This window comes from Pseudomonas sp. PP3 (assembly GCF_905336995.1).
Classification (GTDB): Bacteria; Pseudomonadota; Gammaproteobacteria; order Pseudomonadales; family Pseudomonadaceae; genus Aquipseudomonas; species Aquipseudomonas reinekei.
The window spans coordinates 6,271,074-6,296,482 of record NZ_HG995459.1 but is presented as its reverse complement, the minus strand read 5'-3'; the positions used below and the strand labels follow the sequence as shown (position 1 = coordinate 6,296,482).

11 protein-coding genes are annotated in these 25,409 nt (G+C 59.9%); 1 reads left to right on the top strand and 10 read right to left on the bottom strand.

From position 1 onward, the window contains the following. Positions 1-40: 40 nt before the first annotated feature. The 5 genes from KHO07_RS28495 to KHO07_RS28475 all read right to left on the bottom strand — a co-directional run bounded on the left by KHO07_RS28495 (position 41) and on the right by KHO07_RS28475 (position 7,222). Positions 41-2,083, bottom strand: a complete 2,043-nt coding sequence (locus tag KHO07_RS28495; RefSeq protein WP_212626130.1) for an autotransporter outer membrane beta-barrel domain-containing protein — start codon at positions 2,081-2,083, stop codon at positions 41-43. A gap of 200 nt (positions 2,084-2,283) precedes the next feature. After that, complete coding sequence (locus KHO07_RS28490; RefSeq protein ID WP_212626129.1) at positions 2,284-5,247, bottom strand: autotransporter domain-containing protein; 2,964 nt, start codon at positions 5,245-5,247, stop codon at positions 2,284-2,286. A 192-nt stretch (positions 5,248-5,439) separates the two neighbouring features. Further along, positions 5,440-6,123 carry a GNAT family protein gene (locus KHO07_RS28485; protein ID WP_150735863.1) on the bottom strand — a complete coding sequence of 228 codons (684 nt, stop codon included), beginning with the start codon at positions 6,121-6,123 and terminating at the stop codon, positions 5,440-5,442. 17 nt (positions 6,124-6,140) lie between these two features. Continuing rightward, positions 6,141-6,587, bottom strand: coding sequence for a GNAT family N-acetyltransferase (locus tag KHO07_RS28480; protein WP_212626128.1), 447 nt, complete (start codon positions 6,585-6,587; stop codon positions 6,141-6,143). Between the two features lie 11 nt (positions 6,588-6,598). Next, a complete protein-coding gene (locus KHO07_RS28475) occupies positions 6,599-7,222 on the bottom strand; it encodes an FMN-binding negative transcriptional regulator (RefSeq protein ID WP_212626127.1) in 624 nt (207 codons plus the stop codon). 92 nt (positions 7,223-7,314) lie between these two features. On the opposite strand from KHO07_RS28475, the gene KHO07_RS28470 reads away from it, so the two are divergent. Continuing rightward, the gene (locus KHO07_RS28470) at positions 7,315-8,868 is read left to right on the top strand and encodes a PLP-dependent aminotransferase family protein (protein WP_212626126.1); all 1,554 of its coding nucleotides are present in this window, start codon (positions 7,315-7,317) and stop codon (positions 8,866-8,868) included. A 33-nt stretch (positions 8,869-8,901) separates the two neighbouring features. On the opposite strand, the gene KHO07_RS28465 is transcribed toward KHO07_RS28470, so the two are convergent. The 5 genes from KHO07_RS28465 to KHO07_RS28445 all read right to left on the bottom strand — a co-directional run bounded on the left by KHO07_RS28465 (position 8,902) and on the right by KHO07_RS28445 (position 25,318). Then, the gene (locus tag KHO07_RS28465; RefSeq protein ID WP_212626125.1) at positions 8,902-13,452 is read right to left on the bottom strand and encodes a DUF6543 domain-containing protein; all 4,551 of its coding nucleotides are present in this window, start codon (positions 13,450-13,452) and stop codon (positions 8,902-8,904) included. 28 nt (positions 13,453-13,480) lie between these two features. Further along, positions 13,481-18,049, bottom strand: coding sequence for a DUF6543 domain-containing protein (locus tag KHO07_RS28460; RefSeq protein ID WP_212626124.1), 4,569 nt, complete (start codon positions 18,047-18,049; stop codon positions 13,481-13,483). A gap of 254 nt (positions 18,050-18,303) precedes the next feature. After that, a complete protein-coding gene (locus KHO07_RS28455) occupies positions 18,304-19,332 on the bottom strand; it encodes a histone deacetylase family protein (protein ID WP_212626123.1) in 1,029 nt (342 codons plus the stop codon). A 226-nt stretch (positions 19,333-19,558) separates the two neighbouring features. Next, on the bottom strand, positions 19,559-20,566 hold the full coding sequence (locus KHO07_RS28450; protein ID WP_212626122.1) for an AraC family transcriptional regulator: 1,008 nt from the start codon (positions 20,564-20,566) through the stop codon (positions 19,559-19,561). Positions 20,567-20,680: 114 nt separating this feature from the next. Next, a complete protein-coding gene (locus KHO07_RS28445; RefSeq protein ID WP_212626121.1) occupies positions 20,681-25,318 on the bottom strand; it encodes a DUF6543 domain-containing protein in 4,638 nt (1,545 codons plus the stop codon). Positions 25,319-25,409 lie beyond the last annotated feature (91 nt).

Genomic DNA, 25,409 nt, shown 5'->3' with positions numbered 1-25,409 from the left:
AAGCTTGCTCCTACAGGTTCTGTGTTGAGTCAGTGGTTAATCAGAACGCTATCCGCCATTGCCCCGTCACGCCATAGCTGCGGCCATCACTGCCGGCTTCGCCATTGAGGCTGACGCCCAAGGTGTTGTTGGCCGATACCCGAAGATCCAGCCCGGTATCGACCAGAAGGCTGTCACGGTCCAGCGGCGCACCGTACACGGTGTAGTCGCGACCACCCGTCACCAGACGTTGGCGGGTGTAGCTGTAGAGTTCACCGTAGGTGTGTTTCCAGCCGGCGCTGAAACGCGGCGTCAGTTGCATGCCGTTATCCAGCGCATTGATCTGTGCAAGGCGCAGCCCGAAGGTGCTGCTCAGGTTCTCATCACTTTGCCCATGGACTTTGAGTGCGGCAGCGCCACCCTTTTCTGTGTAGCTGTCGCGTTGGTAGCGTTGATAGCCAATGCTGGCAAACGGTTCGAAGCTGACGTTCGCGGACCCCAGGTTGTAACCCGCTTCTGCGAAGGCTTGTTGAGTGCTGGCATCGTAACGACCTTGCGGACGGTCCTTGAAACCAGCGAAGGCGACTTCACGTTTGTTGTCGCCATCGTGCTGGCTGTAGGTCGCGCCCAGTCGAAAGGCGAAAGGCCCACTCTGGCGCAAGGCATAAACGCCCAGGTGCCAGCTGTCGAGATTGCCGTCGAGTTCACGGCTGTCCATGCGCGTCGCGGATTGACCGCCGATCACGCCCAAATACCAATGCTCGCTGATACCCCAATCCGCGCCCATCACCAAGCCTTCCGTGGAGTATTTCAAGTCCTGAAAGTCGCGATCCAGTTTGCCGCCATGACCCAATGCTTGAACCCACACCCGGCCGCTGCCTTTGCTGCCGGCGGCCAGGCGAGGGGCGTTGTTTTGATCATTGGAGTTTCCTGCACGGTCCAACTGGCGCATGGCCGAGAGCATGCTGGTGCTCACCGGGGCAACACTGCTCAGGGTGGTTTTGGAGAGGTTGGCGTTGCTGTCGCCGGTCAGTAGCTCAATGGCCAACGGTGCGGTGGTTGTGGTGGTGCCGAGCAAGGCCTTGATGGCAGCATTTGGGGTTTGGGCTGGACTCTGTTCTGTGAGAGCAGCTTCAGGCGCAACAAGGTTGTGAATGAATTCCTTGGCGTTTTCATCAACTGCAAACTTTTCGAAGGTTACTTCGTTGCGGGCATACGTCAGGCCGACTCGGTTCTCTTCGTAGTTCGCCTGTGCGCTCATGAATGCCAGGTTGCTTTCGACATGAGCGAACTCACCCTCAACCTTGCCTGCTTCAATGATGGTGTACTCGCTGGTCTGCGGGAAATCTTCGCCTGCCCCGACCACTTTCAAGGTCGCATTTCCAAGTCTGGCAGTACCCTCCACCTTGATGGTTTCGCTCGAACCCTCCGAATGCACTTCATAGGACAGGACCGCCGTTTTGGCGAGGTCCATGTCGCCTTTGACCCGGGGTGCGCCTTGCGCTTGATTGACGAGCATGTGCCCCATGACGTTGAGGGCACCCACAGTTCCGCGGCCACTGAAGGTCGCTTGTTCGTAGATGTCGACACGGCCGTCGATGCTTCCCGAATTGCTCAGGCTACCCTGAACCCATGCGTCGCCAGCGATACGCCCCTCATTGTTCAGCGCGGTTTTTGCACGAACCAGAGCACCCGTACTGAAGTCACCGGAACCGGTCAGCGTCCACGCACCCTTCTTTACATCCAGTCGCTGGAACTGACGGCTTTCGCCAAACTTTCCTCCTTTGGCGGTATCGAGTTGCAGGAGATTTTCGCCTGCGCCGCCATCCACGATCCCATTGAACGCTTGCGGGGTCTGTAACCTGACCACTTCATCGGTATCGCCGAGTTGAAGCTTGCCCCAGTCTTCTGTGTTTTTGATGGAGTGGGGCGTGGCCGTTTTAGCGAAAGCGTCGATGTCTTTGACCAGCGCCTGAATGGTTTTGTGGGGGGTGGGGGCGGGTTCAGACGCGGGATCTTGAGCCTGCGCAAATTCAGCGCAACCCAAGGCAAGCGCTATCGCCAAAGCAAGATGTTGTGGTCGGTATTTGTGTTGTGCGGGCATCGAGTCGGACCTCTTTTCAGATGAGTCCAAACTCTAAAAGGGCCGCTGCGAGCGCGATGTCAGGCGCGTCTGTCGACGTTGCAGGGGGTGTCGCAAGGACGTGAGGAATTAAACACAGCCGCACCCAGGCGGCTGTATTTGTCGGTTTCGAGCAGACGCTTTTTCTTACGGCCTACTCGGACCTTTGCGGCTAGGCACGATCAGAAACTCATCTGCCACTGCCCGATCAACCCGTGATTGCGGCTGTTGTTGCCGATCTCGCCGCTGTAGCCGATCCCCAGCGTATGGCGTGCAGAGATGCCCACATCCAGCCCGGCTTCCAGCACCATGCTGTCGCGATCCAGCGAACTGCCATCGACGCTGAACGCCGTGCCACCCACCACAAACGCCTGGCGTGTGGAGTTGCTGACGCTGCCATAGGTATGTTTCCAGCCGGCGGTCATGCGCGGCGTCACGCTCATGCCGTTGTCCAGGCTGCTCAGGCGGGCCAGGCGCAGGCCGAACGTGGTGCTGAAGTTGTCCTCGGTTTGTTGATCGACTTGGAGGGCGGCGGCGCCACCTTTTTCCTCATAGCTGTCGCGGTGGTAGCGCTGGTAGCCTAGGTTGGCGAATGGCTCGACACTGAGGCGGCCGCTGCCCATGGCGTAACCGAGTTCGGCGAACGCCTGTTGGCTGTCGGCGTCGTAGTCACCCTTGGGCCGGTCGCTGAAGCCGTTGAAGGCAACGGTCCGTTTGCTTTCCCCTTGATGTCCGCTGTACGCCGCACCCAGGCGCAACGCCAACGGGCCGCTTTGGCGCTGGGCGTAGACACCGGCATGCCAGCTCTCGACATTGCCATCGACGCCGGTGGCATCGAGGTCGGTCTTTGAGTAACCGCCCAGCACACCGAATCGCCATTGCCCGTTGAGTGCCCAGTCGGCACCCAGCACCGTGCCTTTGCTGCGTTGTTCCAGTCCACTGCTGCCGTGTTCGCCATCGAGCTTGCCGTAGCCGCCGATGGCTTGCAGCCACAGTCGGCCCCGAGCATTCGGGTTATTGAGGTTGCGCGCTTCGCGGGGGACGCCGTTGGCGGCGAGGACCGGGGTATCGCGTTGGTCCAGCCCCACCAGCAGGCTGGAACCGCCGCCCATCTGCTGCATGGCCGACAGCATGCTGGCGCCGACCTGACTGCTGGCGCCGAGGGTCGCGCTGGTCAGGTTGGCGTTGCTGGCGCCACTCAGTTGTTCGATCGCCGCACCGGCCGTGGCGTTGGTCGTGTTGAGCAACGCGTTGTACAGCGCGTTGTCCTTGCCGAGGCTCGCCAGGCTGTAGGCAGCACGACCACCGTTGCCGGTGGTGGCGAACTCATTGAAGGCGACGTCGTTGCGGGTATAGGTCAGGTCGACTTGCGTTGGGGTGTAAGCCAGGGTGGGTGTGAGAAACGCGTAGTCGCTGGTGACCTTGCCGAAGGTGCCATCCACGTTCGCGGCCTGCAACACGGTGTATTGGCTTTGCCATGGATAGGTGCCGCTGCCCGGATTGACCGCCAGTGTCGCGCCGTTGAGGTTGGCCGTGCCACCGACGATGATCGGTGCGCTGCTGCCATCGGCGTTGACGCCGTAGGCGATCGTCGAGCCGCTGCCCATGGTCAGGTCGTGGGTGATGGTCGCAGTGCCGAGGCCCGTGTTGGTCTGCAAGGTGCCATTGACCAGCAAGTTGCCCACCGAACCGCCGCCGGCATACACGCCACCGGCATCGACGGTCACGCTGCCGGCGATGCCGCCCAGGTTGATCAGCGTCGCGCCGTTGCGGATCGCGCCGCCGTCACTGAAATCACCGTTGCCGCTCAGGGTCCAGGCGCCTTGCTTGACCTCCAGCCATTCGAAATGGCGACTGGTGCCGAAGCTGCCACCCGCCGCGTCGTCCATCACCAGGCGGTCGTCACCGCTACCGCCATCGACAACCCCCACGAAGCGGCTGCCGTTGCGCAGGGTCAGGCTGTCGTTACCGCCGCCGAGGTCCAGTGCCAGGCCGTTGCTGCCGCTGATGGTGCCACCGTTGATGACGCTGTCAGCGAATTCGCCAACGAACTTCACGCCGAAACCGTCAAGGCCCTGGAGGGTGCCAAAGTTCTCCAGCGTGGTCGCCGCCAGACCCGAGCCGCCGCTGCCATCGTCAACCAGAATGGCGCTGGTGGCTCCGCTGATCATTGCGCCTTGAGCGTTCAGCACGTAGCCGCCGCCCAGCGCGATCCCTTCGCTGCCATTGGCGAAGCCGTTCTTGTCCACGCCACCGGCACCGACACCCTGGATGGTGCCGTAGTTTTCGATGTGGGCGATTTTGTCGATGTCCACGCCATCGCCGTCGCCATTAGGTTGCAGTCCGGACCAGGCGCCGGTGATGGTGCCGTGGTTGATCACCGTACCGTCGCCGTCGGAACCGAAACCGGAGCCGTTACGCCCGGTGATTTGCCCGTAGTTGGTGAGGGTCGCCCCCAGATCGGTGGTGATGCCGTGGCGGCCACCACTAATGATGCCGTAGTTGGTCACTGTCACACCGGTGGCCGAGTCGATGTCGACACCGTCGAACTTCTCGTTGGCGTTGTGCGAGTCGCCGCTGGAAATCTCGCCATAGTTAGTGATGGACGCATTGGCGCCGGTCTTCATGCCATCGCTGGCCTCACCACGAATCAGCCCGCCCGCGCGGTTGATGATGGTGGTGGTGACCCCGGCACTGCGCAGTGCATCCAGGTCCAGGCCTTGGCCGGTGGTCGAGCGGATGATGCCGCTGTTATCGATCAACAAGCTGCCGCTGACGAAATTGTTGTCGATGCGCAGAGCGTCGTTGAAACCCAGAATCTGCCCACCGGCACGGTTGTAAATGCTGTAGTTGCGCGCCTGTGTCAGGTCGCCACTGCTGTCGATCGCCCGGCCACCGGTCGAAACGATCTGCCCCGCGTTATCAATCACCACACCAGCCCCGGCCGTACCGTCTTTGAGGGTGACAGCCTTGCCGGCATTGGTAATGCTTCCCGGCGCCGAGATCGTCAGGGTGTCGGCCCCGCCCAGGGTTTGCGGGGCAGTGGTGGCGGTGTCGATCTGCACGGTTTTGTAGGGCGCCGCATTGGCCCCTGTACTGATCAGCAGGGCGATGACGAGGGCCAAACGCTGGGGCGAGAAGGGCATGGTTGGACGGCCTTTTTGTTATAAGCGGGGCGTCCTGTATAGCGGAGGGTTTTTACAGATTGATGTCGTCGCGGAATCTGCCTTCGACGGAAGCAAAATTGCGAGAGCGAGCCTGCTCGCGATGGCGGAGTGTCAGGCGACATAGATGCTGAATGTGCCTGCCTCTTCGCAAGCAGGCTCGCTCCCACAGTTTTATTTTCTGGAATACCCGCGACACTCCACCAACGACTTCACCTGCCCCGAAGCCGTCTGGTTTTCATCGCTCAACCACTGCTCGAACCCCGCCCCAATCGCCGGCCATTCCGAGTCCAGGATTGAGTACCACGCGGTATCACGGTTCTGGCCCTTGACCACCATGTGCTGGCGAAACACCCCTTCAAAGCTGAAGCCCAGACGCTCGGCTGCGTATTTGGATCGGGCGTTGCCGTTGTTGCACTTCCACTCCAGGCGGCGGTAACCCAGGGCAAACGATTCCTTGGCCAGCAGGTACACCGCTTCGGTGCTTTTCGGTGAGCGCTGCATCGGCGCGCCGAAGGTGACGTGGCCGATTTCGACGCGGCCCTGAGACGGGACGATCGACATCAGGCTGAGGAGGCCTTGCACTTCACCGCTCGCACGATCGATCACGCTGAAGAAGTAGGGGTCGCTGTTGGCCGCGTGGTTATTCAGCCAGTCGTTGAAAGCACTGCGCTCGGGGAAGGGACCGTAAGGCAGATAGTCCCAGAGTTTCGGGTCGGCGCCGGGGCCTTGCAGGGCGTTGAACAGATCGTCCCCGTGGCGCGCCGGGTCGAGTTTTTCCAGGCGAATGAAACGCCCTTCGATGAGTTGGACCGAAGGTGCCGGGACGCCTTTCCAATCTGCGAGTGAAGTCGACATGCTGTTCTCCTTGAACGTTAAATGGCTTTGCGAAACTGAATGAAACCGGGGCGTTCGGCGATGCGCTCGTAGAGCTGGATCGCGGTGGTGTTGGTTTCGTGGGTCAGCCAATGCACTTTGTTGCAACCGTCGGCCTTGGCCGTGGCGTAGACGAATTCGATCAACTGGCGGCCGACGCCGGTGCCACGTATTTCGGGCGTCACCAACAAGTCTTGCAGGTAGCAGGCGTTTTCGATGGCCCAGTTCGAACGATGGTAGATGAAATGCACCATGCCCACCGCCTTGCCATCGGCCCACGCCAGCGCGGCGTGGGTCGGTTCGTTTGGGTCGAGGATGCGTTGCCAGGTGTTCTGGCTGACGGCGTCCGGCAATTCGGTGTTGTAGAAGCGCAGATAGGCTTGCCACAGCGGCAACCAGGCCGCGTGATCACCGGCGGTGACTTGGCGAATGTCGATTTGACTCATGGTGATTGTCCTTAGCGCATCAGTTGGGCGAGGGCTTGATCATTGACGTCGGGGCTGGCGGCCAGCCCTTCGCGTACGCCGGCGATGTCGGCGGGGCTGCGGTTCTGGCTGAGCTTGCGCTTGCCTTCCAGACGGTCGATGGGAATGGCGAAACCGACGATGGCCTTGAGCATGCCGTCGATGTAATCGGCGGGGGCATCGGCGACTGACCACGGTTGGGCGCGGCCGGCTTCATGACGGTCGGTGAGGGTGCTGACGATGTCGAGCAGTCGCCCGCCATCGCTGAAGGTTTCGGCGCGGCCATAAGCGTGTACGGCGACGTAGTTCCAGGTGGGCACGACCTTGCCGTGTTCGGCCTTGGCCGGGTAGAAGCCAGGGCTGACGTAGGCGTCGGGACCGGCAAAAACCAGCAGGGCTTCGGCGCCGTCGCGCAGGTCTTTCCACTGTGGATTGGCTTTGGCCAGATGCCCGTACAGCCTGCCATTCGAGCCTTGTTCGCAATGCAATAGCACCGGCACATGACTGGCTTGCAGGCCGCTTTCACCGTGGGTCACCAGGATGGCGAGACGGGTGGCGAGAATCAGTTCATGCAGTTGGGACAACTCGTCGATGGCAAAAGCACGTGGCGTGTACATGGCGATATTTTCCTTGGCGAATGCCTGCATCCTAGGCAGGCTATTGGTCTGTTGTAAGAGCCATTAATGACCAATTTCATAGGTCCATTGCCATGACCAGCGAACCATTGTCCTTGTCCTTCAACCCGGCGGGTATCGAACTTGATCGCCGTCAGGGCTTGAGTCGTCAGCTTTATCAGGCCTTGCGGGTGCGGGTGCTGGATGGACGGTTGGCCAGTGGCACCCGTTTACCTGCCAGCAGAGATCTGGCGGCGGCGTTGGCGATTTCCCGCAACAGCGTGGTGCGCGCTTATGACCAGCTTTATGCCGAGGGCTTCATTGAGGGGCGGGTCGGCGACGGGACCTATGTCGCGCAATTGCCGCCAAACGCCTTGCCGGCAAAAAAATTATCCACAAAAGTATCCACAGGCTTATCAACAGGCTTACCCACAGCCTTATCCACAAATTGGCTGGATTTACCTGTGATTTCATCCAGCAAAGTTATCCACAGTGCTGGGCTGGGACGCGTCGAACAGAACCATTTACCGCGTCCTCCGAGCGGTCCGCCACGGGCGTTCAGGGTCGGTGTTCCGGCGTTCGATCTGTTCCCTTTCGAGGTCTGGGCCAAGCTGAATGCGGCTTTCTGGCGCAAACCGGATTTACAGCAATTGTGTTACGGCGACCCCGCCGGTGATGCGCGCCTGCGCGGGATGATAGCGGCGTACTTGCGCAGTTCCCGGGGCATGCAGTGCACGGCTGAACAAATTGTGATCACCAGTGGTGCGCAACAGGGGATTAGCCTTTGTGCACAGTTGCTGGTGGAGCCTGGCGATGGGGTGGCGATCGAGAATCCGGGCTATCGCGCGGCAGGACATGCGTTCGCCGTGGCCGGTGCGCGCTTGCACGGTGTGGCAGTGGACAGTGAGGGCATCGATTGCGGCGACCTGGAAAAGCTCAGCGATTGCCGCCTGACCTACGTCACGCCGTCACACCAGTACCCCGCGGGCGTAGTGATGAGCCTGGCGCGCCGTCTGGAGTTGCTGGCCTGGGCCGAGCGCACTCAAGGCTGGATCGTTGAGGATGACTACGATGGCGAGTACCGCTATAGCGGTGCGCCACTGGCACCGTTGGCAGCCCTCGATCGCCAGGGTCGGGTGTTGTACGTCGGGACCTTCGGCAAGGTTGCATTCCCGGCACTGCGCCTGGGCTATCTGGTGTTGCCGATGGGGCTGGTGGACGGGTTTTCCCGGCGTCGGGCCGTGGATGTGCGTCATTCTGAAGTGAGTACCCAGGCAGTGATGGCCGAATTCATGGCCGCCGGACACTTTCAGCGACATATCCGGCGCATGCGTCGTGCGGCGTTGAGTCGGCGTAATACGCTACTCAGTGGTTGGCCATTGGATATCCCGGGCGTTGGCCGATTACCCACAGTCACCGCCGGGCTCCACATGACTGTACCGGTCGAAAGTGTGGCTCGTGAGCGAGAGTTGATCGAGTTGGCCAGTAGCGTCGATGTCGAGATCAATGGATTGAGCAGTTACTGGCTACCGCAATCCACCACGCCGGACGATCAATGTGCCGGCCTGGTGCTGGGCTTCGCTGCGGTGCCCGAGCGTGAGATCGAGGCCGCGTTGGAGCGATTGCGGACGGTATGGCGTGCTCGCTGAGCGGGCGGATGTCAGTCCGCCCGCCCACGTGCATCAGGGTTGGGTTTCCAGTTTCAAGAACAGGCTCGGGTCGCCAATCCGGCGAAGCACATAGTCCAGTGGCGTCAGGCTGCTCAGTGCCTGACGCCGCTCGGCTGTGAGCTGCTTCAAATATTCATCGGCGACTTTCAGGTGCGCAGCCGTGAACTGCTCCGATGGTGCTTCTGGCGAATCATAGTGAAAGTGCGCCAACCACAATGGCTGGTCACGGTTAGTGGTGTCGAGCACCTGATATTCCTGAAAGTAGTCCTGGCGTCTTTTGGTCTTGATCCGGCCTTGTGCGTTTCTGACGATGCGGACCTGATTGTTATCCAGAAGCCACTGCACATACGCCTGGCGAGGCTGGCGGTCCTTGAGCAAGCTGGCGCGGATGCTGATGCCTTGAGCGCGTAACCGCTCAGCGGCGCTGTTCAGTTCGGCGCTCAGGTTGCCCACCGGGAGCGGCGAACCGCCTGAAGCGCGGATGCGCGTCTGCGCCTGGCCGACATTGATTGCGGTTTGTTCCAGGCGCCGGGCCTGATGATCGAACAAGTCCTGCATGTCTGCTGGAATACGGTTGGGTTTGTAGGCGTCTTTGCGGGTTCGATCAATGAAACCCTGTACGTCTTCATTCAAAGTCAGGGCATCAGCGATGATGTCGATGTCATCCAGCACCGGTTGAGGGGCGGGTTTTGATCGGGCCGGAAGAACCTCGCTGAGCGCAGCTTCGGCGGATGTCGAGGCTTTGGCGGGCGCGGGGTCGCGAGGGCGGCTTTTGGTGACTTTGCCAACAGGCCGGGATGGACCCGCAACGGCAGGTTTTGGCGCGACCGGTGCCGCGATTGTCCCGCTCTCGGGCAGTAGCGTACTCAGTTGCTCTTGCGCCAACTGTCTGAACTCGCCTATCAAGTTGCTTAACCGCTTGAGTTCGGTGGGTTCCACCAAGTCGGGATATTCGCCCGGAAGGTCCTCAAAACGCTGAGCGACATCGGCATAGACATCGGTGAGCCTGCTCAGGTTGTCGATTCGAAGTGCAATGGCCTCATCGCTATCGGGCATCCTGGTCAACGCTGTATGCCGGTGGGTCGCGGTGGCGGCCTCGATAATCAACGAGCCCACCGCTTCACGGGCCGGTGCAGTGTCTGCGTTGGCAGGACCGCGCATGCACACCTCATGGGACATGCCGATCTCGTTGGACTTCAATTCCCACGAGGTGAACGCAGGCAGCAGCTTTCGCAGCGTTTGTGCGGCGGTTATGCCAGCGCTGCCAATGGCTTCGAGGGATTGCAGGGACGTTTGGGAGATTTGCAGGCGATTAATCATGTCGTGGCTCAAGGCCAAGGCTTGCCGGACGCCCTGCACGTGAGCCTGCATGGACGCGTTTGATTCAATGTCGGTGTCTTCCGCCAGCAGATGGGTCAATGCCCCATAGGTGCTGCGCTTGAGTGCGAACCACAGGGCGAGATTCTTCTGCAATTCGAAGTTCATACGCTGGAAGTCTTTGAGATAGCCTTCGCTTCCGCCCTTGAGACGCCATTGCTCAAGATTTTTCAGCGCCTGGTCGTAGTCATCGATCAGCTTCTCGACTTGAGTGAGGTAACGCTGTGTCGCTTGCTCAAGCGCTGGTCCGGTTGCCCCCTCCATTTCAGTCTGGGTTTTTTTCAGTTCAGCATTGTTTGCCGGCTCCTGACGCTTGAAGGCATCCAGCATGATGCCCAGCTCTTTCTTCTGCTGCTCCTTTGCCTTGCGCTGAGCCCTGAGCTGGCTTTGCAGGCTGGTACCACCGGCACCCCCGCGCAAGCGCAATCGCGTGTCTACAAACCAATGCCCCTGTTTGGTTTGACTCAATGGTGGCCCGGTCTTCGAGGGGGTTTGCGGATCAACGATGTGAATTTGCGCGTCGTCATTTTCAATCACGCGGAACCAGTGTTCGCCGACCTGTGCATAGGTCTTTCCATCCAGCTGGTACAGGGACGCGGTATCGCGCTGCAGGGTTTCCAGTGTCGGGTCGGTAAGATCGGGCGCCGGCACATTCAGGTGGCTCAGGAAAGTAATCAGAGCCGAAGGTGAGCGATGAGGCACTGAGCCGCTGGGATCAAGTGAGGTGTAATGGCCGGGCGCAAGCTCACCGGTCAGTGGAGTGGGGATCAGTGTTACGGTGAGTGCGGCGGGCTTGACCGTCGGTGTGACATTTGTTTCAGGGAGCCTGTCGTGGTCACCTGGCGGCGCCGAAGCGGTTCGTGGGCCTGACTTGCGGCGTACGGCGGCGTGATGGGCCAGGATCATGCCCAGGTTCAACAGCATATCGGCGATGGCGTTCCATTGCGCGTGTGCATCACCGCGATTGTGAGCGTCCAGCACTTGCTCGACTTCACTGATGCTCTGCCAGACCCAAATCGCTGCACCCGCGGGGCCACTGAGAAAATTCGCGGCGACGTTGAACAGTGCCCAGCCACTGTCGCGCAACAACGCCCAACGCCGTTCTGCGTTGGATAGCGACTGGTGATCGGCGAGTTCGGCCATGGCTTGGGCGTGCTTTTTGAACAGGGCCGGGAAGACCTCGCCGGCCAGTTCACTGGACGAGAGTTCGACCGGGCCTGCCCAGTCCACGGAAGTCCAGGGTTCGGCGACCAACTGTGCCACCAGCCATGAACTGGGCAACCCGACGGGGAATACGTATTGGGCGTATTTGAAGCTGGTGGTCGAGTCCGGCAGCCACGCCAGCACCGAATCGCGCAACTCGCCCGGCTGATGCAAGGCATACAGCAGGTTTTGCGCAGAAGGGAATTGCAGTAACGGCTGCTCGAGCAACGGCCGATACAGCAGGCACGGCCCGCCGACTGGCTGACGTGGAGCGATGATAAACATGTTGGTCACGGTGTCGCCGTCGGTGTTCCCGGAGTGGACGAACGTCAGGGGGCGAATGACCACCGGTTGCGGGTGACCGGGTGTCGGCTTGAGCCATTCATGAATGTAGCGACAACCCAGTTCATCTACACCGCCGATGCCGCGGACCTTGCACTCAAGCGCAATCAGCGGCAGCAGGGCACGCAACTGGCTGATGTAAAAATGCTGCTGCAAGGGCGCCTGCACCAGGTCGTCGATCAGCTTGTCCTTGATCAGTCGGGGATAGGCCTCGCCGACATCAACCTTGCTCGCCACCTTCGTCAGGAAGGCATCGTTCAACCATTCGGGTACCGCCTGCGGTGGACTGAATCGAACGACAGCCTGATACGGCGCGACGTTTTGCAAGGCGTATTCACCCAAGGTTTCGGTATGGGTGTCGTGCGGGTTGGGCAGCGTCAAACCACCGGATTCGAAACTGTTGGTGATCGTAATTTCCAGGTCATCGAGCGGCAGGCTGGCGGCAGACTCTTTTTCGGCAATGATCGCTTCGCGCATGCGGTTTTGGGCGAAGGTGTTAATGGGCAGAATCCGGAACAGTGTCTTGTCGGTCTGCTTGTACAGTTTGCCCAGCGCATTGATCGATTGGCTGTACTGATCGAGGTCCGCAGCCGATGCATCGAACAGCCAGTCGGGTATTGAGTCGTCAAGACCGGCAAGCGCGGTTTTCTCTTTGGCGCTGGCATGTTCAGGGATGGGCGAAGATCCGGTGAAGGCATCTTCTTCAACGGCGAGGCCTTGTTGACTGATTTCAGTAATGGCATCGAGCTGGCTGGTAATCAGGGCCCAGGCCATGTGGTCGAAAAAATTACCGTCGGGTTCGAACAAGCGCCACTTCAGCTGACGAGCGTCTGGTTGTGTCTCGATGCGTTTTGGTAGCGAAGCGCCCAGTTCTTTAAGGGAGTCGAAAGTTTCGTAACCGTTTTCCACGGTATACATCATCACCAGGTCACGTTGGTCATAGCGCCCTGTCAGCACGGCGGCACCGCCGATCAACAGGTGCCGCGCATTTCCCTTGGCGTCTACAGTATCAATGTCGATCAGGCTGACCTGGATAGCCGAAAGCGCCGGATCATGGGCTTGACGCTCTTGCTTGTCGGGATGCAGCGAGACGGCCCGAGCCACCTGGCACTGTTTATCATCCCAACCGTTGGCGTGTTGCACGTCGAGGGTTTTACGCAGGGCAGCGGACAGTTCTTGCCAGCGCGGCACCAGATGCCCGGTGTTGTTCCAATAGGCCAGTTGCTGCTCGCCGAAGGCGACGAACAGCAGGGGCGCGTAGTCATTGAGCAGTCCGGCAATGGCTTCGATGCCGATATCCAGATGCACCACGGGTGTAGCCTGCGGGTTCAACGTCAGGAAGTGTTCGCCTTCGAGAAAGTTGGCGGTGGTCGAGGTAAAGAACTGGCGTACCAGCGCCTGGGTCAGTGACTCAAACTGCGTCGGCATGGCCACGAGCGTATCGCCGAGGCGCTGCCACTGAGGTGTGCCGATCATTGTCTGATCCGGGTTGAGATCCCGTTCGGGATGCAGCACCTTCAGGGCCTGGCGCAATATTTGAGCGGCGACTACATCGACGGTGGGGCCCCGGCTGGTTTGATGAATGACCTGGCTCTTTTTCAGCAATGCACGGGTTTCGGTGTTTTCGGAGTGTTCAGTCATCGTCATTTTCCTTTTTGACGTAGGGGGTTCACGAAAAGAACAGGGACCGCGCCAATTGCGGGCTGATCTCGCTGCGATAGATGGCGATCACTTGCGGGTTGCTGGTGGCGGTGCGCAAGTCGAATGCGCCGGCCATCAGGCGTTGATCCCGCAGTTTCAAATGGGCAGCCGTGAACATGTCGATCGGCGCGTCCTGACTCGCGTAGTGGAAATGCGCATACCACAACGTTTGGCCGGTCTTGCGCTCGCGGATTTCGTACTCCTTCAAGTAATCCTTGCGTGGGCCTTTGAGGCGTCGTCGATCGCCACCAGACACAATGTCGATTTCATTTTTGCTCAATAGCCATTGGACACGGACCGCTGTGGGGGGTTGTCGCTTGATCATCTCGACGCGCACCCGGTGTCCCTCGGTATAGAGCCGCTCGCTGGCTTGTTTGAGTTCCGCGATCAGGCTCGGCGGTTCGTCGGTGCTGTTCGTACGGGCTTGCACCAGGTTCCTGGCACTCTCGGCAAGTTGGTCGGCTTTGTGTTGGAACAGCTCTTCGATTTCCACCGGGATACGGCCAGGTTTTTTCGCGGTCGCTTCGGTTTGCAGGATGAAACTGTCCACCCCGTCGAGCTGCGTCCGGGCCTGGGCCATTTGCGCGTCCAGCGCAGGGGCTATTACGGCCGGGCGGTTGCGTTTGGGTTGAACCCGCTCGACCCAGACCCCGGGCGTTTTTTCGTGAAAGGTAGCGATCACATTGCCGGTCAGGGGGGCCTTCACATCCAGCAATATCGGCTGTCCCGGAGCCGATGGACGTACCTCGCCAACGACGGTGCCGCGAAAGCGTGTCTTGATGACCCGTTTACGCGATGCCGATGTGGGCCTTGAAGGGCCGGGCCGGGGCTCCAGCGGCGCTTGCTCTCGCAACAACTGGGCGAGGTAGCTTTCGGCGTCCCGCTGGAATTCGCCGACCCGTGTTCGAAGATGCGTGAAAGGCTGCTCCAGTACCGCCTCCTTGTGGCTTAGAGCAAAGTCTTCGAATGACTGGTCGATGGCGGCGAACTGTTCCAGCATCCCGCTGAGTCCCTCGATACGTTCTCCAGCAATCCACGCTCCGCCCTCCAGCATCAGCTCCTGGGAGGTCTGGATCACCAGATTGGTGGTGTCGAGCAGCCGGGTGAATTCAATCTGGGCCTGGCCCGGCGCAGCACTGCTTGGCTCTTTCAGGCAGACCTCGCGGGCCAGCGAAACCTGGAGCGCCTTGAGATCAACAGGGCTGAACGCCGGTAATCTTGCCCGGTAGCTGCTGGCCATCTCGGCAGCACTTCGACCCAGCCGGGCCAACTCTTCGAAACGAGATTGGGCAAACTCGATTTTGCCTATCATGCCCTCGGTCAGGTCGATCATTTTTTGATAAGTCGGACGGTTACTTCCATCCTCGACCGTTTCCTCAGTCTCCAGCAGCGCCAGGGTTTCCCGCAGCGTTTGAGCGAAGGTCGCATTGCGTTGATCGAGCCACGTCTGGTTGAAGAACAGTTGCGTACCGATCATCTCGACCATGTTGGTTCGGTAATTGGGAACCGTATCGAGCAGGTTGAGCGATTTCAGCTGTGCAATGGGCAGGGCGTACTCCTCGGTGCGGCGATCGAGCGTCTCAAGGAACTGCGTTTGCGCGGTAAGCAGTGCGTCGCCGCTGGCCGATTTCATGGCGTTGTGAGCGTCCGTCAGCTCTTTGCGTGCCCGTTCCCGCTCATTATCGAATTCGGCCAACTGCTTTTTGAGATCGGCGACGCGTTTTTGATTCTGCTGTTTCAGTGCCTTGCGCCGGCTCGACAGACCGCCCCCGCGCAGGCGCAGGCGCGTATCGACGAACCACTCGCCCTGTTGATTGCTGATCAGCACAGGGCCGCTGCGCGCGGGTTGTTGTCGAGTGTCGATGATCGAGACGTCCCCCGTATCTTCCACGGCCACTTCAAACCAGCGCTCACCCACCGGGGCGTAGTACTTGTTCTGGTGATGGTAGAGATGGCGATGGACACCGTTTTCGCTAGCGGGCGGGGTGAGTTGCTCCGGGCGGGTGATGGCGAAGCGATCCAGGGTTTTGTTCAGGCTCAATGCGGTGTCGGTCAATACTGATATGTGATGCTGCACCGGATGCTCGCCGACGACATCCGGCAGTTGAGTGAAGGACACGGGACTTGCTGGCGGTTTTTCTTCGGGTTCGACGACCTTGGTCAGTGGCGTCTTTTCCTCTAATGCACGTGAGGTCGGTTTACGTGCGCTGGCGCGGTGGGCGAGAACCATGGCCAGGGTCAGCAACAGGTCGGTCATGGCGGTTTTCTGTTGCTCGCTGTCGCCTGTTTCCCCGGCATCGAGGGTTTGCTGCAAGTCATCGAGCACCTGCCAGATCCAGGCGGCGGTCCCGACTGTTCGGCCGAGAAACGGCAACGCCGCGTTGAAGATCAACCAGCCCGCGTGCTTGAAGGTTTCCCAGCGATTTTTCGTGTTGGATACCGACTGTCGTTGCGCCAGTTCGATCAGCGCATTGACGTTCGCCTTGTACAAGGCAGCCAGGTAATCGTTGGCGATGACTTGAGAGCCCAGGGCCAGCGTGCCGCTCATTTGCAGGGACGTCAGCGGGTCGGCCAACAGCAAGGAGAGGGACCACACCGAAACCCGGTCGCCGGTGAACACATAGTTGGCATAGTTGGCGCGCGCCGAGTCCGGTAGCCAGGCGAGCACGGATTGGCGCAGTGTCGGCGAATGCTTGATGGCATAGATCAGGTTGGCCGGTGTCGGGTATTGGCTCAAGGGTTGATTGAGCAACGGCCGGTAAAGCAGACACGGTCCCTTGTCCATTTGCCGTGGCCCGATCACGAACATGTCGGCGACTTCGTCGGTCGAGTTTCCAGTGCGCCAGCCGGGTTTGAACGCCAGAGGGCGAATGACAATCTCCTGACCATCCACCCAACGTTTAGCGTCAAGCACCTGGACTACAGCGGCGACATAGCGGTAACCCAGTTCATCGATCCCGTGCTGCGCACGAATCTTTTGCTGCAAGGCCAGCAGCGGCAATTCGACACGCAAATGGCTGGTGAACAGGTTCTGGCGACGCAAGCTGTCCACCGGATCGTCGCGCAGTTTGCTTTTGATCAACTCCGGGTAGGTTTTGCCAATGTCGACGCTGACGATCAACTGCTCCAGGTAACTGACCGTCATCCAGGCCGGCAACGCCGTGGCGCTGGTGCTGCGCACGGATTTGTTGCCCAGCGGCAAGGCGATGAGGTTTTGCAGCGCCAGATCAACCAGGCCCAAGGTGGTGCGTTCGGGTTCCACCAGCGGCGTAAAGCTGCCCCACACCACCACGCTGTCGACCACGATTTCGATGTCCGCCAGGTTCAGCTTTGCGGCGTCGGCATGCTCTTTGATCATGGCATCGCGCAGTTGATCCAGCGCGAACTCGCGGATGGGCTTGATACCGTCCTGAAAGGACTTCCCGCCGTTCTGACTCTGTACCTGCGCCAGATCCATCAGATGACGGCTATACGCGGTGAGGTCACCCGATGATGCGTCGGCCATCCAGTCCGGCAGCGATTGCTCGACCTGGTTGAACCGTGAAGGCGCCTGTTTGTCCGTCGGATCGAGCTCGTTCGTCGTGCGGCTGATGTGCGGCGCGAGGTCGGGATTCACGGCGGCAGTATCGGTTGCCAAGGCGCCAATTGAGTCGGCTTGCAGCGCGATCAGGTTGCACGCCAGATGATCGAAGTAATTGCCTTCGGGTTCGATCAACCGCCAATGCAGGGTGTTGCCGGGTGTTGAATCATCGACGTACGACTTCAGGGACGCGCCCAGTTCCTGCAAAGAGTCGTAAGCCTGGAAACCGCGGGTAATGGTGTGACAGAGAATCAAGGTGCGGGGACCGATGGTTCCGATCAATACCGCCATGTCGAGAATGTTGAGGTGTGTCGAAACGCCTGCGTCCAGGTCGATCAGGCATGCTCGCGATCGGTAGCGGTCATGCGACGTGCGCGCGTTTTTCTCGGGGTAGGTGAACAGGTTGCGGGCCATCGCACTGAGGTCATTGTCCCATTTCGGGTTCGTATCGATGTTCCACAATTCGCGCAGGGATTTGGACAATCCCTTCCAGCGCGGGGCCGAGGCGCGGGTGTATTGGTTCCAGTAGTCGACCTGCTGTTCCTGAAACGCGACAAACAGCAGGGGCGCCAATTCATTGAGCAACTGTCCGATGGCGTCGATGCGCACGGGCAGTTGCGCCGGCGTCTGTTCCTGAGGTTGCAGGGTGAGGTAGTGGTCGCCGTCGAGGTAGACCGCCGATGTGCCCGCAACGCTGTGGCGTACCAAGGCATCTGTCAGCGATTCGAAGTGCCGTGGCCCGGGGACGACGCGTTGGTCGTGGAAGGTCCAGGACGGCGTTACCACCATCGCCAGTCGCGGGTCGATAGACAGTTGCGGGTACAGGGTTTTCAGGGCGGGTTGCAGGGCATGGGTGGCGACTTCCCTGATCGAGGGGCCAGCCACCAATTGGGTGAGCAGGGCGTCTTGATCAGTGGAGAGGGCGGTTTCGGAAGGAGGGCTGGAAGTATCTGTCATGGTCACATCCTTTGTGAGGGCAGCAGGCACCGTGAAAGGTTCGGTGCGCGATCCATTGCAAGGTAGCGACGGGTACAGCGGCATTGGCGGTAAATAAATATCGTCGGCAAAAAAAGACCTGCGCAAGCGCAGGTCCTGGTGACGACGGCGGGATCAGGTGCCGGATTGCTTCCGGGTCCAGGCCCCGGTAGAGCACGTTCGGCATCCTGCGACAGCGGTTAACGCTCGAGCCCTTTCATTCTGATAATTGCTCATCAAGCGCTTTCAAAACCTTCGAGAACGTTCACGGCGTTGATGCCGATTTCTTCCACCGCATAACCGCCTTCCATCACGAACAGCGTCGGCACGCCGAGCTGCGCGATGCGCTTGCCCATGGCCAGGTAGTCCGGGCTGTCGAGTTTGAACTGCGAGATCGGGTCGTCCTTGAAGGTGTCGACGCCCAGGGACACGACGACGATGTCGGCGCCGTAGCTTTCGATCTCTTTGCAGGCCTGTTCCAGTGCGGCGCTCCAGGTATCCCAGGCGCTGCCGGCAGGCAACGGATAGTTGAAGTTGAAGCCTTCACCGGCGCCTTCGCCCAGCTCATCTTCATAGCCGAGGAAGAACGGAAACTCCGCTTCCGGGTGGCCGTGGATCGAGGTGAACAGCACGTCGCTGCGCTCGTAGAAAATCGACTGGGTGCCGTTGCCGTGGTGGTAATCGACGTCGAGGATCGCGACCTTTTTGTGACCCTGGTCGAGGAACGCCTGGGCAGCAATGGCGGCATTGTTAAGGTAGCAATAACCACCCATCAAATCGCCAGCGGCGTGGTGTCCCGGTGGACGGCACAGGGCGAAGGCGGAACGGGCGCCGCGCTGGATTTCAGCTTGAGCGGTCAACGCCACTTGCGCTGCGCTGTACGCCGCCTGCCAGGTGCCGGCGGTGATCGGGGCGCCGCCGTCGAAGCTGTAATAGCCGAGTTCGCCGTGCAGGCTGGCGGGTTTGATGCGCCGCAGGGTGCGAGCCGGCCAGGTGTAGGGCAGCAAGTCACCGTCGGTGTTGAATTCGGTCCAGCGGGCCCAGGCACCTTTGAAGAAGTCGAGGTAATCGCGGCTGTGGATACGCGCGATCGGCTCGAGGCCGAAGTCCTTCGGCGCTTCGACGGGGCCGAGGTTCTGCTTCTGCACCCGCGAAAGCACATGGTCGGCACGGGACGGCATCTCGAAGCAGGGCTTGAGTTGCCCATCGATGAGTTCGCAACGACCGTGGTGCAGGTGGTGATCGTCCGAGTAGATCGTCAGCATTTTGTTGTTCTCCGCAGGCGGGTTCGGTTGCACACAGTCTTGCGGCGCGGACGGATTTCGAAAACGGCAGGAAAGGCCAAAAGGGGATCAATACGGCCAAAAAACCTGACCGAAATTCGCCCCTCTTAGCGCACGCATTCGTAGGAGCCGGCTTGCTGGCGAAAGCAATGTTCGAGTCAATGGAGGTGCGTCGGATGCACCGGCCTCATCGCTGGCAAGCCAGCGCCTACAGGGGCCGGTGCTGCGGGCGGAATTGGCTGGGCGCTACTCCGCTCCAGCGCACAAACGCGTGGCGAAAACTGGCGGTCTCGCTGAAGCCCAAGGCCTCGGCGATCTGGTAGATCGGTAACTGATCCTCACAAAGCATTTGCTTGGCCTTTTCAAAGCGCAGCTCGTCGAGCAATTCCTGATAGCTGCAACCCATGTCCTTGAGATGCCGGCGTAATGTCCGCGCTGAACAATTCATCTGTTCGGCCAGACCATCGAGCCCGGGTGCCGCATTCAACTGTGCTCGGAGCAATTGCCGAATCCGCCCCAGCCAGGCCTGGCGTCCGGTGAACTCCAGGTTCTGCTTGCGGCAACGTTCGGCCATGGCTTGATGGGTGATGACGTCGGCCAATGGCAACGGCTGGTCGAGCCAGCGCTTGTCGAAGGCAAAGGCGTTATCCCGTGCCCCGAAGTGCAGTGGGCAGTTGAAGGGCTCGGCGTAGGTTGCCTCATAGTCGGGCGCCGCATGCTCGAAGCGTGCGGCCAGCAGCGGCAGCGGGTGCCCGAGCAGGTCGTCGCAGATGACTTTCAGCGACACCAGGCAGAACTCGGCGTTGAACACCGCCATGGCCGGACTCTCGCGGTAATCGGCAGCGACGAACCAGATACGCTCGCCATCCTCTTCCAGGCTCAGTTCGAAAAGTGTTCCCAGCAGCGCCGGATAGCGCATCGCCAATCGCAAAGCGTCACCGAAGGTGGCACTGGTAAGCAATGCGTAACCGAGCATGCCGTAGCAGGAAACGTGCATCCGTCGCCCCAGTTCCAGGCCGATATCCCGCTTGAGCGCGACGGCATTGGCGCACACCTGCATCTCTTGGTTGGTGGTGATGCGCGTGTCGGCGCGGTTCAAATCCGCCGCGCTGATGCCACTTCCGGCCAACAACGCATCGCTGGACAGACCCTCGGCCTTGAAAGTGTTAAGGATCAGCGAGACGGCGTTGAGCGTCGTGAGGTGCGAGTGGAGCATGGGCGGTACCCGTCATTTGTTTGATCGGGATGGAGCAAGTAGCGTGCCGTGATTCAGCGCCCTCGCTTTCGCAAGGGCGCTTGAACGTTAGCAAAAGCCAACACCGGAGATGCCTCAGGTCGTGCTGAAAAACAGCCGCTTGGCCTGCTCCAGCCCGATCATGCTGCGGTAATACGCAAGGCGTTGCGGTCCACTCAGCCCTTGAGTGGAGTCGGCGGCCATCCCCAGCCCATGTTCAATGGGGGTTTTCAAGCGGGCGTAGACGAAGGATTTGGCCGGCACCCAGGAGGTCGAGTACAGAAAGTGTGCATACCAGATTATTTGCCGGGTTTTGCGGTCACTGATGGTGTACTCATCCAGGTACAGCACCTTGCCGCCTTTGAGGCGACGTCGAGTGACGGTTTTTGCAACGCTGATCGCCTTGTTGCTGTTGAGCCACTCAACGCCCGGGACTGTCGGCGGCTGTTGCTTGAGCATCGTCAGCATGTTGTCGCTGGCTTGCTGGTAGAGTTTTTCCGCGGTCTCGGTGAGTGCCTTGTTGACGACAGCGGCCGAGCGAGTATGGCTCTCCGTGGCGTTGCTGTCGGTCAAGGCTTGCTCGATGGCGCTGCTGGTCTGCTCCATCTGCTGGGCGAACTGGTGGAACAGGTATTCGATCCCGCCCGGTGAGCGGCCTGGCTGCTTGATGTATTCGGCCATGCGCGTATTAAACGCTGCCAGCGAGTCGAGCAGAGCCTGGCCCTTGTTGAGGCTGGTCTCAAGGTTCGGTGCCGCGGTGGCTGTTTTGGGCGGGCTGACTCGCTCGACCCAGACCCCCGGGGTTTTCTGATGGAAAGTGGCAATGACCTTATCGGTGAGGGGCGACTTGATATCGACCAGGTTGGTCTCCAGCCCTTGGTCTGACAGGCGCGGCTCGCCGATGAGAACACCGTTGTAACGCGTCCTGATGAACTGTCTGTTTGGCCTTGGTGGTTGCAGCGGCAGTGCAGGACGACTTCTGAGAATTTCCCTCTCGTCGAGCACCACCACCAAATGGCGCTCGGCACGCTGGCGGAATTCGTCGAGCTGCTGGCGAAGCTGTTTTATCGGCTCTTCCACAGCTTGCGCAGCGAACGTTGTCTTGAAGTCCAGCAAGCGCTCATCGATAACGCTGAACTGTTCGATCAGATCGTTGAGGGCGTCGATTCGCTCGTCGAGCCGGCTGACGCTGCGTTCATTCAGAGTGTCGCGCAGGGTTTGCACGACAATGTCGGCGGTGTCGACGATCTGGTCGATGGTGAGCCAGGCCTCGGTCGCCGTCGCCACCGAGTTTTCCGGCAGGCATACGTTGCGCGCCAGTGTCACCTGGAGGGCCTTCAGGTCATCGAGTGAATAGCCGGGGAGTTTCGATCGGCTGTTCTGAATCACCCGCAGCCCTTCTTTTTCGAGGCGCTTGAGCTCCACGAAGCGTTCCTGAATCTGCTCCAGGCGCGCGATCATGTCCTGGTTCAGCTCGATCAACTGTCGAGCTGCCGGGATTTGACGATCATGGCGGGCCTCGGACTGACGCTCGATTTGATTCAGAACGGCGCGCAATTTCGGCGTGAAGACAGTGAGCGCTTCGCCAATACCGGCTTGGATCAGTTCCAGTTGAGCCTTGAGGTAACCAAGGGATTTTTGTTGATAGTCCGCCGTCGGCGAAAAGACATGCAGCGATTTGAGATTGCTCAGTGCTGCGGCGTATTCCGCTCGCTGGGATTCCAGTGCCTGGAGGTAGAGTTTACGTTTGCCTTGAACCTCGTCAGCGGTAGCGGTGCTCATTGCCTGGTGAGCTTTCTGAAGTTCCTGCTGTGCCGTTGCCTTGCGCTTTTCGAAAGCCGTGAGTTTTGTACGCAGTTGCGTAGCCTTGCGTTGGCCTTGGGCCTCGGCCAGGTGGGTCAGGCTTGTCGAACCGCCGCCGCGCAAGCGCAAGCGAACATCAACCACCCACTGTCCCTGCAGAGTGTGGGCCAGGGCCGGGCCAGAACGGGCAGGCTCCTTTGCATCGATGATCACAACGGTGCCGTTCTCATCCACCGTGACCTCGAACCAGTTCTGTCCCACCGGGGCGTACCATTTGCTGTTGAGGCTGTAGAGATCTTTATAGGCGCCGTCCTCGGTGTTGGCAGTGCCAAGCTCTTCGGGGCGAGTGATCTTGAAATGCTCCAGCACGGTCGCGAGGCTCGCGGGCGTTCGGTTCGCGGCACCACTGATGCTGACCACTTGCTGGAGATTGGACACCTGATGGGGGGCGCTTGTGCTCAGTTGCTCGATGCTGAACTTTTTCGTCGACGATTCCAGCGGCTTGGGCGCTTCGGTTGTGGTCACGTCGCCCACGACACGCCGCTCCCCATTAGCGCGGGTAGTGATATGCAATGTGATCGCCATGCCGAGATTGAGCAGTACATCCGTCAGCGCCGTCCATTGTGCGTGCGTATCTTCTTGCTCATGGGCCTCCTGCAGTTCCTGGAGCTGATCCATCACTTGCCAGATCCAGGCTGCGATACCGACGGTACGCCCCAGAAACGGCAGAACCGAATAGAACAGCATCCAGCCGGCCTGCTTGAAACTGGCCCAGCGGTTTTCGGCGTTCGAGACTGACTGGCGATCGGCGAGTGTCACCAATGCCTGAGCGTTGGCTTTGAACAGGGCTTCGGGCAAGTCGCCTTCAAGCGCTTTTCCGCCCAGGCTCATTGGCCCTGTCATCGTCGTAAGCTTGTCCGGGTCGACCAGAAAATCGGTGATGGTCCAGGGCGAAGGCAGCGAGCCTGGAAACACGTAATTGGCGTAGTCGCTGCTGACGTCTTCCGATAGCCAGGCCAGCATCGTGTCCCGCAGGCTGGGCGATTGCTGAATGGCGTACAGCAAGTTGCTCGGCGATGGGTATTGACTCAGCGGCTGGTCGAGCATCGGCCGATAAAGCAGGCAGGGGCCGGAGGCCGAATCCTCGGGGCCAATCACGAACATGTTGGCGACTTCGTCCTGTGTGCCGTCTTTGCGGCGTTTGGGGGCGAAGGTCAACGGCCGTATCACGATGGTCTGGCCTTCCACCACGCGCTTATCGGTCTCGGGTTCCATCACGGCGACGACGTAACGGTACCCGCGTGCGTCGATGCCGTTCTCTTCGCGAATCTTGCATTGCAAAGCCAGCAGCGGTAGCTGGATGCGCAGGTGTTGGCTGAACAGGGTTTGTCGGCGCGTGGCCTCTGGCGTGCTGTCGATCAGATGGCTTTTGATCAGCGCCGGGTAAGTTGAGCCGACATCGACCCGGCTAATGAGGTCCTCGATGTACTTGACGGTTAACCAGGCGGGTAGCGTTTTGCCGCGGGTGGAGTGCAGCGTCTTGTCGCCCAGAGGCAATGCAATCAGGTTTTGCAAGGCAAGATCGGCGAGGCTGAAGTTGAAGGTATCGATCTTGCCTGGAACGGTGAACGTGCCCCAGATGACGGGGCTTTTAACCCGTAGCTCGATCGACTCCAGCGACGTTTCCAACTCTGGCTGCTCGCGCAGAGCCTTGGCATGTTCAAGGAGTTTGCTGGCATGTAATGCATTCAGTTTGCTCAGCGCGTACTGGCGGATGGGCAGGATCCCGTCCAGATAGGATTTGCCGGCGTTCTGACTGTCTAGTGCGGCCAGGTCCTTCAGATGTCGCGAGTAGTTGTTCAGGTCCGAGAGCGACGCCGTGCTCAGCCAGTCCGGCAGCGCATCCTTGAACCAGTCCAGGCCCGGCCCTGCTTTTTTCACACTGTCATCCACTTCAGGCGTCGGGGTGGACGGCAGCTTGTTCGGGTTGGCGGTGGCCGGGATGGAAAAATCTAAAGCGCCGATCACGTCGATCTGGATGGAGATCAGCGCGCAAGCCTGGTAATCGAAAATGCTGCCCGGGGGTTCCAACAGTCGCCATTGGATTTTCTGTGCGGGCCCGGCCGTGCTGACATGCTCCGGCAATTTGGCGCCGAGCTGTTCAAGGGAGTCGAATTTTTGAAAGCCCTTGAGCAAGGAGTGGGCAAGAATGATCGTGCGTCCTTCGTGCGTGCCGATCAGCACGACAATCGACACTTCATTCAGGTGCGTGACCTTTGCGCCGTCGACCAGGTCGATGCCAATCAGATAGGCGTTGCTTGTGTAGGGATCTTTGAGCTTTCTGCTCGCAAGGTCAGGAGCGAGAAACAAAGATCGCGCCATCGCGCAGTCATCGTTGTCCCAGCCCGGGACCCGATCGATATTCCAGACCTCGCGCAAGGTTCTGGACAGCTCGTGCCAACGTGGTTGCGAACCGTTTTCGGGCGCATTCCAGAACGCCAGTTGTTGTTCCTGAAAGGCGGTGAGCATGACCGGTGCCAGCAGGTTGATCAGGTTGGCGATTTCGTCGATGCGCACCGGCAAGTGAATCTCGGGCTCGGTGATCGGTTGTTGGGCCAGGAAATGCTCGCCCTCGATGTACAGGGCCGGCACGCTGTGCACGAGCTGATTGGCCAGAATGTCGGTCAGTGCCTGGAAAGTGGGAGGCCCGGCCACGATTTCGTCATTGGCGAGTACCCATGTCGGCGTTCCGACCATGGTGATGCTCGGGTCGAGATCCAGCGTGGGATAGAGCTTGCGCAAGTGCTGGCGTAACAGCACGGCCGCTACGTCACGCAAGTCGGGTCCGACACTGAGTTGAGTAATCAGAAGATCGGTCGGGTTATGGCGAGCGGGAGTGTCTGGTGTGGAGGTTGAGGTTGGTGTACTCATCGTGCATCCCTGCGTTTCAAAGTAATGGAAGCGGCTTGAGGCGAGGCCTCAAGGCAGCTTCCATGCTAGGGAGTCACGATTTGGGGAGGGT

Bases quoted from the DNA above. Each gene is read 5' to 3' on its own strand.
- KHO07_RS28495 (WP_212626130.1), bottom strand. From the start codon at position 2,083: ATGCCCGCACAACACAAATACCGACCACAACATCTTGCTTTGGCGATA.
- KHO07_RS28490 (WP_212626129.1), bottom strand. From the start codon at position 5,247: ATGCCCTTCTCGCCCCAGCGTTTGGCCCTCGTCATCGCCCTGCTGATC.
- KHO07_RS28485 (WP_150735863.1), bottom strand. From the start codon at position 6,123: ATGTCGACTTCACTCGCAGATTGGAAAGGCGTCCCGGCACCTTCGGTC.
- KHO07_RS28480 (WP_212626128.1), bottom strand. From the start codon at position 6,587: ATGAGTCAAATCGACATTCGCCAAGTCACCGCCGGTGATCACGCGGCC.
- KHO07_RS28475 (WP_212626127.1), bottom strand. From the start codon at position 7,222: ATGTACACGCCACGTGCTTTTGCCATCGACGAGTTGTCCCAACTGCAT.
- KHO07_RS28470 (WP_212626126.1), top strand. From the start codon at position 7,315: ATGACCAGCGAACCATTGTCCTTGTCCTTCAACCCGGCGGGTATCGAA.
- KHO07_RS28465 (WP_212626125.1), bottom strand. From the start codon at position 13,452: ATGACTGAACACTCCGAAAACACCGAAACCCGTGCATTGCTGAAAAAG.
- KHO07_RS28460 (WP_212626124.1), bottom strand. From the start codon at position 18,049: ATGACAGATACTTCCAGCCCTCCTTCCGAAACCGCCCTCTCCACTGAT.
- KHO07_RS28455 (WP_212626123.1), bottom strand. From the start codon at position 19,332: ATGCTGACGATCTACTCGGACGATCACCACCTGCACCACGGTCGTTGC.
- KHO07_RS28450 (WP_212626122.1), bottom strand. From the start codon at position 20,566: ATGCTCCACTCGCACCTCACGACGCTCAACGCCGTCTCGCTGATCCTT.
- KHO07_RS28445 (WP_212626121.1), bottom strand. From the start codon at position 25,318: ATGAGTACACCAACCTCAACCTCCACACCAGACACTCCCGCTCGCCAT.